Genomic DNA, 18,919 nt, shown 5'->3' with positions numbered 1-18,919 from the left:
CGCGATCCTCTCTACATATAATTTACCCATTTCTTCTGCAGCTCCGTCTGCACTACTGTAATCAGCATAATAATCAGCAAAAGGAGCATGACAATAGCAGAACCGTATCCTTTATTTGAGTATTTGAAAGAATTATTATAGAATAAGTAAACCAGTGATACCGTACTATCATAAGAAGGATTTGTAACACTGATCATCATATAAATCACATCAAACACCTGCATTGAGGTAATAATACTTGTAACAAGCACAAAAAACAGCGTTGGTGAAACTAACGGCAGCGTAATATTAAAAAACTGACAAATTCCGCTGGCTCCGTCTATATCAGATGCCTCATAGTAATCTCTTGGAATTTCCTGTAATCCTGCAAGAAGCAAAACCATACTGTATCCTATCGTACTCCAAATTCCAATGATCGAAACGGAAAGAAGCGCTATATTCGGATTATCAATCCAATTAACAGCATCCATTCCCAATTTATTTAAGAGATAATTGATCAGTCCGTATTGATTATTGTACAACCATTTCCAGACCATAGTTACCGCCGCCGGTGCTGCCACCATAGGAATAAAATAAATTGTCCTATATATTCCTTTTCCTTTCATTTTTCCATTCAATGCTACAGCGAGAAGCAATGCAATTATAACCGTTACCGGAACAACAAGGCAGGTATAACCCAATGTATTCCTCACGGCATACCAGACTTGAGCGTCCTGAAACATTTTTTTATAATTTTCCAGTCCAACAAATATATTCCCCTTTCCAAATGCCCCACTCTTAAAAAAACTAAGATAAAATGTTTCAAATATAGGAATGATATTTAATATAATGAGTCCTGCGATGGTAGGAAATATCATTCCCCATCCCCAGCACCATTCACTCCATGTTTTCACTGAAATCTTCATTTTTGTCGTTTTTTTACTTCTCATTTATTCCTACCTCAACAAAAATACGGCAGCATTGCTACTGCCGCATTTATTTTTTTATTCTTCCGAAATAGCCTGATTCATCATTTCCGCAACCTTGATACATGCATCTGTCGTTTCTTCTTTTCCTGCATAGGCGTCCTTCAACAATTCATACGCCTTATCTTCCCAAACACTTGTCTGATTGGAATAAGGACGGATCTGCGCATAGTCAACCATATCAATATAACATTTTGTATTGAACATAGAATAAGCATTCGTAAACATATCTGCCGTTCCGTTATATGCCGAGATAGCAACTCCAAGCTCCGCCTGGCGCTCTTGTCCTTCCTTGCTGCTTAAATATTCAACCCACTTCCATGCTTGATCCGGATGTTCACATGTTGAAGCGATTGCATTTCCAAGTCCGTTAAAAATGGATGCTTTTCCACCATCATTGGACATCGGCAAAACTGCACAATCAAAATTCTCTTTCATAAAATCAGATGCCGCAAATCCGGAAAGATTCCAGGAACCAAACAATCCCATTGCACACAGTCCGTTTTGAATTGCTTCTGCACGCGCCTGATCATCGTAAATCTCAGGAGACAGACCTTCTTTTACAAAGCTGAAGTACTCTTCAATACCAGCGATTGTTGCTTCTTCATCGTATCCTGATTTTTTGTCACTCGTAATTATTTCTCCGCCGCTTTGATATACAAAATTATAATAGCCTTCCTGATTATGTAAGCCGGCGCAGAAACCATACTGACTTCCATCATCCTTTGTCAATTTCCTCGCGGCTTCTTTCAGGTCATCCCATGTCCATGTATCGTCGGGATAGCTGATACCAGACTCATCAAACAATGTCTTATTATACCAAAGAGCAATAGTATCGTAGTCTTTTGGAATTGTATACTGCTTGCCATCAATGTTATAAATTCCATTTAATCCTTCCGGATAATTAGCAAGATCAACTTTATCACTGCCCGCAATATAATCGCTTAAATCAAGCAACTGATCATTTGCTCCATAATAGTAAATATTATTGGAATGCATCCAGAAAGTATCCGGCAAAGAGCCTCCTGTTCCGGCGGCCTCCAGGCCCGTCCAGTAATCACTCCATCCGCTTACCTGAATATCAATTTTAATATCAGGATTTTCTGCTTCAAATTCATCTGCCATTGTCCGGATCAAATTAGCCTGATTAGAATCCCAGCAAGCATAGGATATTGTTACTGTATCCCCAGATGGCGTTTCCTTTGTCTGATTTTCGTTTTTAGCTTCTTTAGCGGTTTCTGTTTTCTCTTTTACATCCTGCTCATTAGTCGTCATAGCACTATTTGTGGTATTGCCACATCCTGCTAAGGTTGCCGTAAGCATAGTTGTGCAGAGCAATGTACTAATAATTTTTTTCATCATTTCTTTTCCTCCCAACTAAAAATGGTTTGTTTTGATATTGTCATTTAATCATATATTTCTTCCGCCATAAATGTCATGTTATGACTTTTATATGTCATTTTGTGACTTTTTGTTTATTACTTAATTTACTAACATAGCTTACTATATTATAATAAAAATAGGTTATTCAAACTTTTACACTACTATTTCAAAACAGGAGTACCATATGAGTGAGATAAGAACATATGATGAATGTTACTTTTTAAACTATCATCAATGCAGCGATCTGCAGCTTTATGAGATAGGCAAGCAAAAATGCCCTTCTTCTTATGCCTTTGGTCCCGTTATGCGCAGGCACTATATTTTTCATTATGTATTCAGCGGAAGCGGTATGTTATTCTTAAATAATGAACAATATAAAGTATCTGCTCATCAGGGTTTTGTTATTTCACCTAATGTTCTTGCATATTATAAGGCAAGCGAATCAGACCCTTGGGATTATTCCTGGGTTCATCTTGATGGACCAAAAATCGTGGAATTATTTCAACAATCTGGTATGTCCATTGAACAGCCATTATTTATGCCCGCAAATTATTCCAATAAAATATCTTCTATCATGCAGGAACTTTTGGAAAACAATAGCAGAGAACTATATTGCATAGGAAAAATATACGAACTATTTGACAATATTATTTATTATTCAATTAATTCTGTACATATGGAACATAACACAAAACTCTCTTACATTAAAAAAATTATCAGTTATATCAATATCAAATATAGTGAACCAATACGTATGGACGATATTGCTCATGCCTGCGGACTGGACCGAAGCTATATGACAAGACTTTTTAAGGAAGCTACCGGAAGAACACCTCAGGATTATCTTATGTCATATCGCATGAAGTCGGCTTGTACAATGCTCGAAAAAGGAAATATATCCATACAAAATATTGCTTACTCTGTCGGATATAGTGATTACGCTACTTTTTCCAAAGCATTCAAGCGCTATATAAAAGTATCTCCTAACGAATATCGTATGAAATACCAACAGAAATAGATAATTAGAAAAGACTGATTTTATACATGGAAACATCGGAACAGATAGTATTTCATAACATCGATCACCGGCACGCAAAATAAAACAATGCCCAATATACTCAGGACTACTCCGATATTTACTGCCGGAAGGATTCCTCCAAATACGCCAAGCAAAGCAAAAGCAATGATGGCAGCAATATTAATCGCCAGTAAATATGCGCTGGGCCTGGAGGACCAAAAATGCTTTCGTTCCCTTACGATCAGCATTCTAAACTGTGTATTAAAGACCAGTGCCAGCAGCACCACTGTCTGCAATTGTTCAAAGGAAAGCCGAAACAGATATGTCCCAATCCATATAATCAGTAAATCCTCAAGTGCAAACAAAATACCCAGAAAGATTGAAGAAGCCGTAATATTGCGCAAATTCCATTCATTTGGAGACTCTGTGGATTTCACCCGGTCGGTAGCGATGGACATTGTGACAAAATCATTGGCAAAGACCAACAATGACATTCCAAGCAACGACACCAGAGAATCCTGCAGCCAGAAAAACCCAATTGTAAATAGAATGACCACTTCAACAACCTTAGTAATCTTATTGATTACCCAGGTCAGCATTCTCTGATAGGTTTTTCTGCTGACATCAACAGCATCAATAATTTCTCCCAGTCCCGGCTGCGTAAGAATAATACTTGCAGAGGCCCTGGCAACATCCGTTGCTTCGCATACTGCCGTTCCAAGCTCCGCCTGCTTAAGTGCCGGGGAGTCATTTACACCGTCTCCCGTCATTCCTACCATATGACCGTTTTCCTGGAGCAATTTCACAATCTGGTATTTATCTTCGGGATATACCTCAGCAAAACCGTCATTCTCCCGAATTAGTTTAAGCTGCTCTTCCCGGCTTCGTTCTTTAAATTCACAAGCCCGCAAAATCCGATTTCCGATTCCGACTTTCTCTGCAATTTCTTTTGCTATGGGCGTACTATCCCCTGTTATCATAATAGGTTTTATCCCCAGGCTGCGAATCTTAGAAATCATACGTGAGGAATCCTCCCGCGGCGGATCCGCTATTGCCAGCAATCCTGCAAAATGAGTCCGGCCGGCAGCTGCAACGGCAACAGCAATAGACCGGTACCCTTTTTCTGAAAAAGAGGCATCTGTCTGATTGATGGTCTCTGTCATGATGCCATCCACACCATCGCAAAGAGACATAATCGTAGGAACGGCTCCTTTCAGAATACGAATTTCTTCTCCATACTCAAGAATAACGGCTTCTGTTCTTTTGGCTTCCGGACTGAATGGTATAAACTGTGTTCGGTTTTCGTAATTGAATGTATAACCGCATTCTTTTGCATACGCAATAATTGCAGAATCTATAAGATCCATTCCCTCTTCTTTGGACGCCTGTGCCGCCAGACGTATTAATTTATCTTTCCGGTAATTTCCAAATGGGACGCAGTCGACGACTGACAATAAATTCTGCGTTATGGTTCCGGTTTTATCAAAACAAAACATATCGATGGAGGCCGCATCCTCAATACAATCAAGTTTGGTAACAAGAACGCCTTTTCTAGACAGCTCCATTGCTCCTGCCGCCTGGACAATGGTAAGGACGGCAGGAAGTGCAACCGGTATCGCTCCGATCAGGAAAATAACTATAAAAGAGAGGATGAACAGAATATCTTTGTGCAAATAAATGCCGTAGACCGAAACGATTATGGAAGCCGCAATTCCCAGATACATCATATATTTGACAATAGTCAGCATCAGTTCTTCCTGCTTTGATTTCGGCTTTGCTACTTTTACCAATTCCACGGTCTTTCCAAAGTAGGTATTCACACCGGTATTCAGCACTATGCATTTGGATTCTCCGCGCTTTACAATGCTTCCCGAGTAAATAATATCCGATGGCATGGCCTCAAAAGGCATCGACTCACCGGTCAGTGCGGACTGATCTACTGATAGTCCTCCGCTGTAAAGACAGGCATCTGCCGGAACCACATCACCAAGCTTGAGTGTAATAATATCTCCCGGTACTATTTCCCGGGCATTAAGTAAAGACCATTTTTTATCCCGAAGAACCTGAACCTTAATTTCAAGCTTCTTTTTAAGCATCTGAACAGCTTTGTTTGAATTCCTGGATTGCAAATAACCGATGACGGCATTGATTGTCAGAAGTGAAAATATAATAATGCTTTCTGTATAATGTTTCAATATTAATGTAAGAACAATAGATATTTCCAAGAGCCACGGCATAGGTCCCCAGTATCGCTTCAAAAACTCCAAAACGGGATTTTTCTTAACCTCCTGGATCTCATTGTACCCAAACTGCCCGATCCGGTCATTTACAGCCTCTGTATGAAGTCCTCCTTCACATGTTTCTAATTTCCTCATAATCTCTTCTTCGGATATTGTTTTATATTCAGATGCATTAATCGCCTCCATATTCTTCACTCCTTTCTGCAATCAAACAATTTTCGCTTTACAGCAATGACTCATGACCAATGCTGCCGAACCAATTGCTATGGTATTTTCCTGGAATGCTCCGCCCTTACTGAATAATATCGTATCAGCATAAAGATAATTGTTATAGAAACTTTTAAGACATTCCTGATAATAATCTTCCAGATTCATCACAAGCGGACCGCTTAGGATGATCACATCCGGATTCAAAAGGCGTGAAAAATTGATAAGTCCAATGCTGAAGAAAATAGCTTTTTCACGAATGATTCTCTTAACGGCCATATTCTCTTCCGGCAGATTTACCAGCACCTCTTTATAATTTTCTTCATTCAATTTAACGCTGTCAAGATTCAATTCATCAGTAACCGCATGAATTACTGCTCCCAATGCAGAAACCTTTTCGACACTGTTCATACACCCGGATTCCAAGAACATATCCATGCTGCCAAGCGCATCCTCCCGATCGTTCATTGTTCGAACGATCACGCCATCCTTGATCACCGCAGACCGGATACCGATACCGCAATGGATGTATGCAATACTTCGTTTATTTTTCCCGATACCGAACAAATATTCCACTAATGCGGCAGCATTTGCGCCATTATCAATATAACAAGGAATAGAAAACCTGTTTTCTATACATTCCTTGACCGAGACATTGCCCCAGCCGGGGAATGGAAATCCCTGGGGGGCGAGCATGACCCCGTGGTCACGGTCCAGCGGACCTACCGTTCCTACACCGATACCAAGAATTTGATCCGAAGATATGGATCTTTCTTTTATTATTCTTTCAATCCGATACAAAATGGAATCAATGACCTTTTCTGCAGAATCATGTTCATGCAAGAAAAATACTTCTGTTTTTAGAACCGTCAGTTTTAAATTGGTGAGGACTATATTCACATAAGTTCTGGACAAGTCGACACCAATCAAATATAACCCATGGTGAATGATGTCATAAGTAAGCGCTTTTCTTCCCCCGGTCGATTCTGCCTCGCCAAAAGAGACAATCAGATTCTTTTCATCCAGTGCCTTCATTGCTCTGTTCAATGTTGTCAACTTTAAATTCATGGATAACTGAATTTCTTTTTTTGTCAGTGGGCCCCTTTGGTAAAGCTCATAAAATATACTTAATGTCCTGGAATCCAATCCGTTTAATTTTTCTGACATACGCATCACTCTTTCTTTTTTCACAGCAAATATATCGTACACTCTTTTGACCAAAATGGCAATAAGTTTATGAAAAGGTCAATGTAAAAAGAAAAGTGCATCTTCCACACGAAAGAACGCATGGTAAAATGCACTTTGTTATTCCTGCCAATCATGGCTTAATTATTATTTTAATTCAATCAGCTCTGCTATCCTATCTTCCACAAATCCCAAATCTTCCGTAGGTTCAAACCTTTCCAGTACACGGCCTTCCCTATTCACGAGAAACTTCGTAAAGTTCCACTTGATATCCGGCTCATTCCTGTAATTGGGATTGAGTTCGGACAGTTTTTTTTCCAAGACAGGAGTCATCTTGCTCTCCGGGCTGAAGCCCTCGAAACCTTTCTCCTCCACCAGGTACTTATACAGCGGAATCGCATTTTCGCCGTTAACCTCTATCTTAGAAAACCGGGGAAAAGTAATTCCATAGTGCATGTCACAGAAACTTCCAATTTCTTCGTTGCTTCCGGGCGCCTGATTTCCAAACTGATTGCAAGGGAAGTCCAAAATCTCAAAGCCTTCTCCCTGATACTTCTCATATAAATCCTGCAGAACATCATATTGAGGCGTAAATCCACATTGCGTAGCGGTATTGACAATTAAAAGAACCTTTCCTTTATAATCGGCCAAAGAAACCTCTGCACCTTTTGCATTTTCTGCCCTAAAATCATAAACACTCTTCATAATCCTTTTTCTCCTTTCGCATTCTCAAATTTTATACCCTTAATTTTGCTTCCTGATACTGTTTGTTTCATGTATTATTTATTTCATTTTCTTAATTATACCTTATTTTCTTCTATTATTCTCTATTTTTCTTTTTTCAATAATTCCTTAACCTTCTCCTCCAGCTTCTCCGGTGTAGTCGCTGAACCGAACCGCTCCGTTACATTGCCATCCCTGTCTACCAGGAACTTCGTAAAGTTCCACTTAATATTCTTCCCCATAACACCGCCCTTCTGGGATTTCAAATAAGTATATAACAGTGCCTCATCGTCACCGTTCACATGAATCTTGGCAAACTGAGCAAACGTAATTCCATAGCGCAGACTGCAAAAGCTGGTGATTTCATCATCGCTGCCGGGTGCCTGATTCGCAAACTGGTTACAAGGGAAATCCAAAATTTCAAAACCTTCTTCTTTATACTTTTCATATAAGGTCTGCAAGCCGTTATACTGCGGTGTGAAACCACACCCCGTCGCCGTATTCACAATTAACAGCACCTTTCCTTTGTAATCGGACAAAGAAACTTCCTTTCCATCTTTGTTATTGACCGTGTAATCATAAATGCCCATATCACTTACCCTCTCTTTTAATTGTTTGCAATATAATTGCTTTCTATTTATTTTAGATTGTACACAATTTATTATGATTTGTCAATCCTTATCTAAAAAATAGTGTGAAAGCCGTTCTTTAAGAGATAAAATATTATTCTCAATCTTCCATATAACTTCAGCAAATTCATCATCACTCTTTCCCGTAGGATCGTCCAGCCCCCAATCTTCACGCTTCTTACATGGCAGATACGGGCATTCCACATTACAACCCATGGTGACCACCATATCTACAGGCGGAATATCACATAAACGCTTACTATACTGTACGGCTTCCATGTCAATTCCATAAAACTGTTTCATCAGCCTCACGGCATCCTGATTGATCTGCTGCTTCGTTTCCGTTCCTGCGGAATAGCTTTCAAAAACATCACCGGCAAGATACCGTCCCAGCGCTTCTGCAATCTGGCTTCTGCAAGAATTATGCACACAAATAAACGCGACCTTTATCATCTTTATACTTGCCTCCTTACAGTTTCAGCAGCTGGTACAGGGAACCAATGGCGGGTCTTATCGATAAAGCGGACCAATAAAAGCATAACAGGCACCTCGGTCAATACTCCTACGGTACAGGCAAGAACAACCGGAGAATCAGGACCAAACAAAGCGATCGCTACTGCCACTGACAATTCAAAAAAATCCGAGGCTGCGATCAAAGAGGCAGGAGCCGCGATATTGTGAGGCTGCTTTGTCCATCTACACAGCAGATAAGTGAAATTGGCAGAAATCACATTTTGCAGAATCAACGGAACTGCAATCAGCAAAACGTACAGCGGCTGTTCTAAAATAATGTCGCCTTGGAAGGAAAAAATAATGATCAGGGTAAGAAGCAGCCCTAATGTAGTTATGCGATCAAATTGGGGGACAAACTTTTCATTGAAATATTGCTCACCCTTTTTTTGAATCATCAGAAAACGTGTGAACACACCGCCTACCAGCGGTACTACAACGAATAAAATAATAGAAAACACAAGTGTATCCCATGGAATATGAACGCCATTCACACCGAGCAATAATTGTACCAGCGGTACAAACAGTACGAGGATCAATAAGTCATTTATAGAAACCTGCACAAGAGTATGTGCCGGATCCCCCTTCGTGAGATTGCTCCACACAAATACCATCGCCGTGCAAGGTGCTGTTCCCAGCAATACGGCACCTGTTACAAAGTCCTGTGCCAAATCAGCAGGAATGAAGGCTTGAAAAATCACCTTAAAAAACAAGGTCGCCAGTCCAAACATGAGAAAAGGCTTGATAAGCCAGCTGCTGCCACTAGATATAAGAATACCCGAAGGATGTTTTCCGACATTTTTGATGGACTGAAAATCTATTTTCATCATCATGGGGTAAATCATAACCCAAATGAGAACAGCAATCGGAAGGTTCTGGCCCGCATATTGAAATCTCTCTAAAACTGCCGGAATTGAGGGCAGGAACTTTCCAATCATAATACCTGCTGTCATGCACAGCATCACCCAAATGGTAAGATACTTTTCAAAAAAGCTGATTCCTTTGTTTTTTTCTATACTCATATCATATCACCGGCTTTCTCTTTTTCTCTGCAAATGCATTTTCCCTTTTGGGTTGTGATGAAAGTAAAAAACTGCTTTGTCTTACCGATAGTTTCCTCATCCAGAGAGTAATACGTCCACTTACCTTCCTCCCTTGCCTTGACGATTCCACTTTTACATAAGAGTCTCATATGATGAGACAGCGTGGATTGGGACATTTCAAACTTTTCTAAAATTTTGCAGGCGCACAGTTCCCCGCAGGATAGCATATCTACGATCATAGCTCTCTTGGGATCGCCCAATGCTTTGAATACTTTTATATTCTCCAAATAGTAGTCCATATTATCACCTCAAATCTATATTTTTCGATATGATATATTATATGCATCATATCGAAAAATATCAATATGAAATTGATATTTTAATATAAAAAAGGCGGAACCCGTTTTTAGGTCCGCCTCAGCTTATCAATTTCCAATTATATTTTGGTTCAGTCCATTTCAACCGCCTATTATACTATTTTCGAACATAGCCTTTCTGCGCTCCGCCGTCATGCCGATTTTTTCGATATTTTCTACCAGGTCATGAGTTACCGAAGTAATCTTGTTCGTTGCCTGCTTACAGTCGGTCACAAGACCTTCAAATTCCAGCATCGCATTGGTAGTCTCCCTTGCGCTTGCCGTATTCCTCTCAGCCGCATCCGCCAAAGAAACGATACCATCCTTCATCACATCCTTATGGCCATCCAGTGTATTGACCTCAGTATTGATACCATCGATGGAAGAACCAACGCTGATAATCTCCTGATTAAGCTTTGCAAAAATATCCTTTGTCTGGCGGATCTTCTCGTTCTGCTGTACAAACGCATCGGATACCTTCTGAGTAACGTCCACGCTCACGTTCGAATTCTCGATCAATATGTTGACGATCTTGCTGATATGCTCGGAAGATTCTCTCGACTGGTCCGCCAAGGTACGTATCTCCTCGGCAACCACTGCGAAGCCTTTTCCCTGTTCCCCGGCTCTCGCCGCCTCTATGGAAGCATTCAGTGCAAGCAGATTGGTCTGGCTCGCAATTCCCGCAATGATTTCTGTAGCCTGACGAATTTCCAGTGCCGACTGATTGGTAAGATCCGTCTGGCTTCTGACATTTTCAATCGACTCGCTGTTCTCCTCGCTGATAGTTACAAGCTCCTGCATAATTTCTTCGGAGGATTGATTATAATCCTTCATCTTATCCGCACTCTCGGTAAGTGCCTCTATGTTCGCCGCAATGGTCTCTATTGCATGACTGATGTCCAGTATCTCGCTTTCAATTTCTTTCGTCTGGTCAGCCTGCGATACGGTATTCGAAGTGATGCTCTCTACCTCACGGCCTACCTGCTCCATAGCCTTCGCCATGTTATCAAAGGATTCACGAAAATCGCCGGAAACAGAATCCAAAGAATCTACGGCATTCTTTATTCCCACTACGACCTTTGCAAAGGACTTCATCATCTCGTTCACATTTCGCATCATCTGTCCCAGCTCATCTTTACGCTCCGTCAGCTTATTGCCGTCTAACGTCATCGTTCCGTCCGCGATCTTATCGAAGTTCTTAGCCATTTTCCCCAGATTTCTCAAAATAGCTTCAATAAAGCCGAATATTACCGCCCCTAACAATACCAAAAGTACGGCGAGAACCAATATCGCAAATCCAACGGTCATCCTTTGCCCCGCTACCTGCATCAGTATAAAAACAGTTATCAGACCGAAGGCGATTACCGGTCCGGCAATCATACACAGAAGACGTATCCACGCTTTATTTTTCTTTGTCACATCCATTTCCATATGTATGTTTCTCTCCTTTTTCTCTTGTAAGATAGATTCATTATAATACTTTTTCCATTTTTTGTCTTGTGTTTCCGCGTGAATCTATTATTAAATTCTTATTATCTTTATTAAAATCTTATTATAGCTATTTACAGCAGATGCAACCGAACCTGCTGTAAAAAAATAAAGGCCTCTCAGCAGCAGCGCTGAGAGGCATACATAAAACTATATGATCGATCAGATTATATACAGGCACAGCAAACTATAAATCTAGCTGAAGCTCACCGTTTCATTCATGAAATAATTCTCTAATACCTTTTTAGCTCTTAATAGAATTTCTTTGATTTCCAGCTGTTTTTCATCGGTACAGCGGAATACCGGAACCGCTACACTGACGCTGGCAATGATCTTACCTGACTTACGGATTGCCACCGCCACGCATTGTACATCCTTGTTGGATTCTTCGTATTCATAGGACACATCATCCCCGCGAAAACCGGTAAGCTGATCGTGGAGCATATCGAAATCGACGATGGTATTCTCCGTCATCTTGTGCAGCCCGTCGGGATATATCCTGTGAAGCTCCTCCAGGGAACAGTCCAAAAGCAGGGCCTTCCCTATCCCCGTAGCATAAGCGGGCAAGGTTTTTCCAACAGAGGAAGTCATCCGGATCGCCTGGGGCGAGTCCTTTTTTAATAAATAGACTACATTACCCTTATCCAGAACTGCAAAATGGACCGTCTCCAGACATTGATCAACGATATCCTCCAACACCTTCTCCACATATTTCAAAGTGCCGCCGTTATTCACGAACGACATTCCGACTTGAAATGCGGCAGGCCCGATTTTGTATAAGCCGGTGTGTTCCTCCTGCCTCAGGAAATGGAATTCTTTCAAGGTCTGTATCATCGGGAAAATGCTTCCCTTCGGCGCATCCAAAAGCTCCGCCAGCTTAGATAAAGTATATCCTTCTTCCTTTTGCGCCACCAGTTCAAGAATCCGCAGAATCCTTGCCGTAGACCTATGCTCCGTATATGCCATATTCCTATCCTCTTTCTCTTCGTTTTCCACCATCCGTACATCCATCCGGGCAGCCGGTACCGATGATTCATTTTATCACATACTTCAGATTTTGTCAGTATTTCCCAAACCGGGAAGAAGAAAATCCGTAACAGTTCAGCCATCAGCCTTGAACGAACCTTCCTGACCTTATTTTTTATCTTCTGAAGGACTCCACCAGTCTTCTGGCATAATCGCTGATTTTTCCAAAGTCCCTGTCCTCCGGTATCTTACACAGGCTTCCTCCCACTCCGATTCCAAAGGCTCCGTTTTTCCTATATTCTTCGCTGTTTTCTGCATTTATGCCTCCCACAGCAATCAGCTTCGCTTTATCATAAGGTGCCAGAACATCCTTAATATATCCTGCCCCCAGCCTTCCCACGGGAAATACCTTCACGAATTCGCTGCCAAAGCGCATGGCCTCTTCGATTTCAGTAGGGGTAAGCGCCCCCGGAGTGATGAGGATATCTTTGGAGACACAGTAGCGTATAACATCGGCGTCGATATTAGGCGTAACGATAAACTCCGCCCCCGCTGCCACGGCTTCCCTCACCGCCTTCAGATTCGTTACAGTTCCCGCTCCTATGTGCATCTTTCCGTCGAAGGTCTCCCTCAGGCGCTCAATGGATAAAAGGGCATCCGGTGAGTTCAACGTCACCTCCGAAAACATAATTCCGCCCACACAGATGGCCTCTGCCAGTTCCTCCAAATCCTTTCCTGCGGCACCTCTTAAAATAGCAATGACTCTTGTGTCATAAAAATGTTGTTTTAACATATTTTCTCCGCCCTTTCCGCTTCTTCCAAACAGTTTGACAGAATTGTGCGAATACCATTCAGACTAAGCTGTTCGCTTTGTGCAAAGCCGATTTCTCTTATGCAGATTCCATCCGGTACGATTTCTTCCCAAAGCGGTATACAGATTTTGAATGCCTCGATAAAAGTTTCTCTGCCATAAAGAACTATTTTATCCGTCTTTTTCGTCATAAGCTCAGAGAATGCCTGGAAATCGATAAAGGTCATGGCTCCGTATAAATAGGATTTCACCTGTCCCGGGGTGGCTTTGTTCATTACCTGATGAATCCTCGCTACGAACAGCGCTCTCGAAATATTGTTCCTCTTCGTCTCATAGTACCCCAATTTTACATATTCCTCATCCATTTCAAAAGCCTCTTTAAAGCTGCCGATCGAGCTCTTAAGTATTGTTTCCTTGGCAATCGCCCAAATCAGCTCACCGCTTATCGTCGTAACAGCATTGCATATTACGCCGTTTTGAACGGATATCAGCTTATTATGGGAACCGAAATGTATGAACATAACTGATTTATGGAAATCTTCCGCCTCCAGCGCCCCGAATATTTCCACCTCTTCGCCCCGCATCATATCGATTCCGATTTCCCGCTGGTTCTGAAACTTTACTCCGGGTATAAAGTGAAATTCTATGTTCCCTCCGACCTCTGGCAGTATCACTGTCTTGATTCCGTTTCTTATGTCCCCGGCCGTGGCAGGAGCTTCGATATGGGAAAGCTCGTACAGTCCCGCATTGGAGGTAATCATTCCAGAAGCGTAGATTTGCTTGATCACGCATTTATTTTTTTTCTGCAATTCGGTGATTGCAGCTTTCACGCTTTCTTTCAGCTTTTCATTGGAGGACAAGGAAGCGGCATCCGTCGCTCCCACCCTGCGCTCCATTCTCGCAAGCACTTTTCCGTTTTTTGGATTTACCAGCACAAAACGGGTATTTGTCGTGCCTCCGTCGATTACTAAACAGCATTCTTCCACCTGATTTCCCCTCTGTTCCTTTCTACCATTCTGCAACTGTTCCATCAAGATTTCTCCACACAAGATTCTTCCAGCTATGCCCTGTCTTATCCAATTCGCGCACTACATCCTCATCGATTTCGATACCGAGCCCCGGTCCTGCCGGCAGGGATACATACCCGTCTTCATATTTGAATACTGTCTTGTCCTTCAAGAAATCCAATACGTCGTTTCCTTTGTTATAATGAATTCCTATGCTCTGTTCCTGAATCACCGCATTCGGTGTACATGCATCCAGCTGAATGCACGCAGCCAGAGCAATCGGTCCGAGAGGACAGTGGGGCGCTACCGCCATATCGTAGGCTTCCGCCATCGCCGCAATTTTCTTACATTCCAGAATACCTCCAGCATGGGACAGATCCGGCTGGATGATATTGACTGCGCCCTGCTCAAAAATTTTCTTAAAATCCCATCTCGTATAAAGGCGTTCCCCCGTAGCAATAGGTGCGGAGGTATAAGATGCGATTTCAGAAAAGGCTTCGTAATTTTCGCAAAGCACCGGCTCCTCGATAAACATCAGGTGATATTTCTCCAATTCCTTTACCATGACCTTCGCCATAGGCTTATGTACCCGCCCATGAAAGTCTACGGCAATTCCAAAGTCAATTCCGCATGTCTCGCGGATGGTGGCAACTCTCTCCACCACTCCCATCACCTTGCTGAAATCATCGATATAGTTCATTTCTCCGGCAGCGTTCATCTTAATGGCCGAAAATCCCTGCTCCTTTTTTTCCTTCGCAAGCTTCGCTACCTCGTCCGGCTTCTCGCCTCCTATCCACGAATAGACCTTTATCCTGTCCCTGCATGCTCCTCCTAATAACTCATAAACCGGTGCGTTGTAATACTTGCCCTTTATGTCCCAAAACGCCTGCTCGATACCGGAAATCGCCGATGTAAGAACCGGACCTCCACGATAGAAGCCGCCTCTGTAGAGAACCTGCCACAAATCTTCTATTTTCATGGGGTCTGCTCCAATCAAATAAGTGCTAAGTTCCATGACCGCAGCCTTTACCGTATCCGCTCTTCCTTCCACTACCGGCTCGCCCCAGCCTGTATATCCTTCATCGGTTGAAATCTTGAGAAACAACCATCTGGGCGGCACTTTAAATAATTCCAATTTCGTGATTTTCATTCTATCTTCACTCTCCTTTCAAGCTTTCATCCTTCTATAAATCCGTCAAACAATCGAACACCGGAACCGCGCGTATCCCGTGAATCTGGGCTACTGCCTCATCATATACTTCAAAACGTGCAGCCATCTCAGAGTCCGAGTTCACATGACTGCCCTTACGCTTAGGCGAAACATATATGTGAAAGCCTTTTTCAACGATTTCCTTTTCATATGCTTTAATGCCGAATTCCCATACCGCTCCGTTGCTGAAATTGTCGTTGATTAAATCTCCGTCTGAAAATGCGTATCCGATATCTCCGATATAATCTACTTGCATCAATATTTGTTTGCAATTATCAAAGGCCTCCTCAGGCATAGTGACCTTTGCTCTGGCGTTGACAATTTTCGTGGATGTAATGGGACTTCCGATTACCGGACGCTTCAAGCCTCCGCTGCTTGCCTTTTCCTTGGAGCTGATGTCCTCCCACTGAAATTCCACTTCATTCTTTCCGTATGAGACTTCATAATAGGTGAAAATCTCTCCTTGTGAAACTGCCTCATAGCCTTTGCCGCCCACGGTAACCGGTTGATCGCGCTGAGGAAATACCGCAATAGTCCCGCTTTCTTTTCCGATACTTTCTATCCTTATCTTTCCTCTATCCTCCAAAACGGTCTCATCGGAAAGTATGAGCATCTCTCCGTCTTTTCTGTCAATTTTCCACAGCCTTAAGCTGTCCTGGCGATTGAGAACACAAAGGACAATTTCTCTTCCATCCTCTCCGCGGATTACCGTCCTGCTGCTCTTATCCTCCGGCACATAAATCGTATCCCTTCCTTTCAGCTTAAACTCAGGCTTCATTCCCTCGGGAACGAAGAAAAAATAATGCCAAATGCCGTTATCCTGCATTTTCAAAATAGGCTGTGCCGTAGCGTATTCCAGCAGCTGTCCATCCAGGTCCATATTAAAAGGCAGGATACAGCTCGCCTCCTTCCTAAGCGACATTCCACCGGCCTGCGGAATACGCACGGACTCCTCTCCCGTCTGCACCATAACAGAAAAATCCTGCTGATCGCTCATTTCCACGTGATCCTGAAAATTATTGATGAAAAGGAAACCGCTGTTTTTATTGCTTCTGACACAATATCGAAGCGTCGTTGTATCCTTCTGATCCATATCGGCCGCTTCCTGCGGCAATACCGTTTTCATATTGCAGAGCTGCTCCTCAAAATCCTTATAAAAATAATGCAGAAGCTTCACTCGTTTATAAGAATCCCTAATCTGACCATATTCGCCTACTGCTGCCTGATAATCATAGGAAATCTTAGGAAGCGCACATTCATTTAAGAAAGGTACCCGTTTTCCTTTGGGATTGCTTCCTCCGTGAAACATATAATAGCCTAAGAAATTGCATCCGCTTGCAGTCTTGATATTCGCTAACGCCTCTACACTCCTAAAGGGAAGCTGAAAGCGATATCTATAATAATTCGCCATACCGCCTCCCATTTCGCAGCAGACGAAAGGGAAATCTTCCGGCGGATATTCGGGATCAAAATTATAGTATTTGGGCGCATAATTGTTATGAAAGTCTTTATATATGAACTCTGTCGTAGCCGGATGTTCCTTGATGTCGTCCCCATAGAAAATCCACGGCCAGTATGCATAGCCTCCCCACAGGGGCAGGACGGTCTCTATAGGCGCACATGCTCCACCCCACGCCGTAGTACTGTAAAGCGGCGTGATCAGCCCTTCCTCTATCGCCATATCCTTTAGTATCTGTAAATGAGAACCGCCCTCATTGCCGCTGGCCGTCCATTCTCCGCTGTTTTCGGTGGTGAGCTCCCAGGGAGAAGACGCATGTTCGTATTCATTTTCTATCTGTACGCTGACAACCGGACCTCCGTCTTTGAACATCAGCCCTTTGACTTGTTCCCCAATTTCCTTAAAATATCTTTTTACATAAAAAAGATACTCCTCGTCGTTGCTTCTTACATCATACTGTGCACCGAACATCCAATCCGGAAATCCGCCGTTTCTACACTCTCCATGAGAAAAAGGCCCTACCCTCAGGATAAGAAAGATGCCGTGTTCTTTGCACAGCCTTGTAAATTTACGGATGTTCTTATTTCCGCTCCAGTCAAAGACACCTCTTTCTTCCTCGTGATGGATCCAGAACAAATAGGTTGATATCATCGTAATACCGGCCATCTTCATCTTAATGATCTCATCCTCCCAAAAGCGTTCCTCGATTCTGGAAAAATGCATTTCTCCTGAGACCGCATAATAAGGCCGCTTATTGTATTCCATATAATAATTGGAAAAATCTATGGTATCTCCGTTTGGATTTGTTCCGCTGTAAGGAACAGGGCAGGGATATATAGCAGGAGCTATATTTTTTGTGTCTATGTGATAGGATGTAGTCATCGTGTTTTGTCCTTTCTATATCTTTTGCTCTATTTGCTTGCGCCGAGGATACCACTGACAAAATGCTTCTGCATCGTCATGAATATCAGTATGGTCGGCAGGGTTGCGATTACAACAGAAACCAGTATTTGCCCATAGTCCACGTAATAAGCGGAGGATATGGAGGATAGGAACAGCGTCAGTGTTCTGTTTTCACTGGATTGAAGGGTAAGTAACGGCCACAGGTAATTGTTCCATTCTTTCATGAAGGCGTAGATAAAACCTGCCGCGAAGGTAGATTTCATAGGAGGCATGGCGATTCGGAAGAATATCCCGATTTCGCTGGCTCCATCGATTCTCGCAGCTTCGATCATTTCATTTGGAAGGGCCTTAAAGCTCTGCCTGAAGAAGAAAATCAAAAAAGTATTCGATAACGCAGCTACGATTACGCTCACTTTTGTATCGATCAATCCTACATCGAATACAAAATTAAAGAGCGGAATCATGATTGCCGCAAAGGGAATCATCATTGTCAGCAGGAATACGTTGAATAATTTATTTCTTGCCTTGCTCGGATATTTTTCGAAGCCGTAGCCTGCCATGGAACAGATCAAAAGAGCTAACGGAACCTGAATGATCGTAATAGTAGCCGTGTTGAGGATTGCCTGAAAAATATCTGCCGTATCTTGAACCGCCCGGAAATTATTCATGAATTCCGTTCCAAACCAAAGCTTTCCTTTCGTAATGTCCTTCGAAAGATTCGTCGCTCCGACAACCATCCAGTAAAATGGAAAAAGACAAATCAGAGAAGATATCATTAAAAAAGCATGTTTCAATATTAATTTTATTTTTCTCATA

Annotated in this window: 17 protein-coding genes; 1 reads left to right on the top strand and 16 read right to left on the bottom strand. The window is 42.3% G+C overall.

The window, feature by feature from the left end; translation table 11 throughout:
• Positions 1–11 precede the first annotated feature (11 nt).
• Together V6984_RS09950 and V6984_RS09945 are read right to left on the bottom strand one after the other, a co-directional pair.
• Positions 12–929 carry a sugar ABC transporter permease gene (locus V6984_RS09950; protein ID WP_342759628.1) on the bottom strand — a complete coding sequence of 306 codons (918 nt, stop codon included), beginning with the start codon at positions 927–929 and terminating at the stop codon, positions 12–14.
• Positions 930–983: 54 nt separating this feature from the next.
• Positions 984–2,327 carry a sugar ABC transporter substrate-binding protein gene (locus tag V6984_RS09945; protein WP_342759627.1) on the bottom strand — a complete coding sequence of 448 codons (1,344 nt, stop codon included), beginning with the start codon at positions 2,325–2,327 and terminating at the stop codon, positions 984–986.
• A gap of 205 nt (positions 2,328–2,532) precedes the next feature.
• On the opposite strand from V6984_RS09945, the gene V6984_RS09940 reads away from it, so the two are divergent.
• On the top strand, positions 2,533–3,366 hold the full coding sequence (locus tag V6984_RS09940; RefSeq protein ID WP_342759626.1) for an AraC family transcriptional regulator: 834 nt from the start codon (positions 2,533–2,535) through the stop codon (positions 3,364–3,366).
• Positions 3,367–3,386: 20 nt separating this feature from the next.
• Here the strand turns inward: V6984_RS09940 and V6984_RS09935 are convergent, their stop codons facing one another.
• From V6984_RS09935 to V6984_RS09870, 14 genes are all read right to left on the bottom strand, one after another.
• Entirely contained in the window at positions 3,387–5,792 is a 2,406-nt protein-coding gene (locus tag V6984_RS09935) for a plasma-membrane proton-efflux P-type ATPase (RefSeq protein WP_342759625.1), read from the bottom strand.
• 21 nt (positions 5,793–5,813) lie between these two features.
• Complete coding sequence (locus V6984_RS09930; protein WP_342759624.1) at positions 5,814–6,881, bottom strand: ROK family protein; 1,068 nt, start codon at positions 6,879–6,881, stop codon at positions 5,814–5,816.
• Between the two features lie 264 nt (positions 6,882–7,145).
• Positions 7,146–7,703, bottom strand: coding sequence for a glutathione peroxidase (locus V6984_RS09925; protein ID WP_342759623.1), 558 nt, complete (start codon positions 7,701–7,703; stop codon positions 7,146–7,148).
• 122 nt (positions 7,704–7,825) lie between these two features.
• Positions 7,826–8,311 carry a glutathione peroxidase gene (locus V6984_RS09920; protein WP_342759622.1) on the bottom strand — a complete coding sequence of 162 codons (486 nt, stop codon included), beginning with the start codon at positions 8,309–8,311 and terminating at the stop codon, positions 7,826–7,828.
• A gap of 81 nt (positions 8,312–8,392) precedes the next feature.
• A complete protein-coding gene (locus tag V6984_RS09915) occupies positions 8,393–8,803 on the bottom strand; it encodes an arsenate reductase ArsC (protein WP_342759621.1) in 411 nt (136 codons plus the stop codon).
• A 2-nt stretch (positions 8,804–8,805) separates the two neighbouring features.
• Positions 8,806–9,882 (bottom strand): ACR3 family arsenite efflux transporter, encoded by a 1,077-nt coding sequence (arsB, locus tag V6984_RS09910; protein WP_342759620.1) that lies wholly within the window; start codon positions 9,880–9,882, stop codon positions 8,806–8,808.
• Complete coding sequence (locus V6984_RS09905; RefSeq protein ID WP_342759619.1) at positions 9,879–10,202, bottom strand: metalloregulator ArsR/SmtB family transcription factor; 324 nt, start codon at positions 10,200–10,202, stop codon at positions 9,879–9,881. Before V6984_RS09905 ends, arsB begins: the two co-directional genes overlap by 4 nt.
• Positions 10,203–10,361: 159 nt before the next feature.
• Positions 10,362–11,690 carry a methyl-accepting chemotaxis protein gene (locus V6984_RS09900; protein ID WP_342759618.1) on the bottom strand — a complete coding sequence of 443 codons (1,329 nt, stop codon included), beginning with the start codon at positions 11,688–11,690 and terminating at the stop codon, positions 10,362–10,364.
• A gap of 252 nt (positions 11,691–11,942) precedes the next feature.
• The gene (locus V6984_RS09895) at positions 11,943–12,758 is read right to left on the bottom strand and encodes an IclR family transcriptional regulator (protein ID WP_342759617.1); all 816 of its coding nucleotides are present in this window, start codon (positions 12,756–12,758) and stop codon (positions 11,943–11,945) included.
• Between the two features lie 130 nt (positions 12,759–12,888).
• Positions 12,889–13,506 carry a bifunctional 4-hydroxy-2-oxoglutarate aldolase/2-dehydro-3-deoxy-phosphogluconate aldolase gene (locus V6984_RS09890; protein ID WP_342759615.1) on the bottom strand — a complete coding sequence of 206 codons (618 nt, stop codon included), beginning with the start codon at positions 13,504–13,506 and terminating at the stop codon, positions 12,889–12,891.
• Complete coding sequence (locus tag V6984_RS09885; protein ID WP_342759614.1) at positions 13,500–14,555, bottom strand: 2-dehydro-3-deoxygalactonokinase; 1,056 nt, start codon at positions 14,553–14,555, stop codon at positions 13,500–13,502. The genes V6984_RS09890 and V6984_RS09885 overlap by 7 nt, the downstream gene beginning before the upstream one ends.
• Positions 14,533–15,681 (bottom strand): galactonate dehydratase, encoded by a 1,149-nt coding sequence (gene dgoD / locus V6984_RS09880; protein ID WP_342759613.1) that lies wholly within the window; start codon positions 15,679–15,681, stop codon positions 14,533–14,535. Before dgoD ends, V6984_RS09885 begins: the two co-directional genes overlap by 23 nt.
• Before the next feature lie 34 nt (positions 15,682–15,715).
• Positions 15,716–18,082, bottom strand: a complete 2,367-nt coding sequence (locus tag V6984_RS09875; protein ID WP_342759612.1) for a beta-galactosidase — start codon at positions 18,080–18,082, stop codon at positions 15,716–15,718.
• 29 nt (positions 18,083–18,111) lie between these two features.
• Positions 18,112–18,918 (bottom strand): carbohydrate ABC transporter permease, encoded by an 807-nt coding sequence (locus V6984_RS09870; protein WP_342759611.1) that lies wholly within the window; start codon positions 18,916–18,918, stop codon positions 18,112–18,114.
• Position 18,919: the final 1 nt, after the last annotated feature.

It is taken from the genome of Kineothrix sp. IPX-CK, from assembly GCF_039134705.1.
Lineage (GTDB): Bacteria > Bacillota > Clostridia > Lachnospirales > Lachnospiraceae > Kineothrix > Kineothrix sedimenti.
This window is presented reverse-complemented; position numbering and strand designations above follow the sequence as displayed.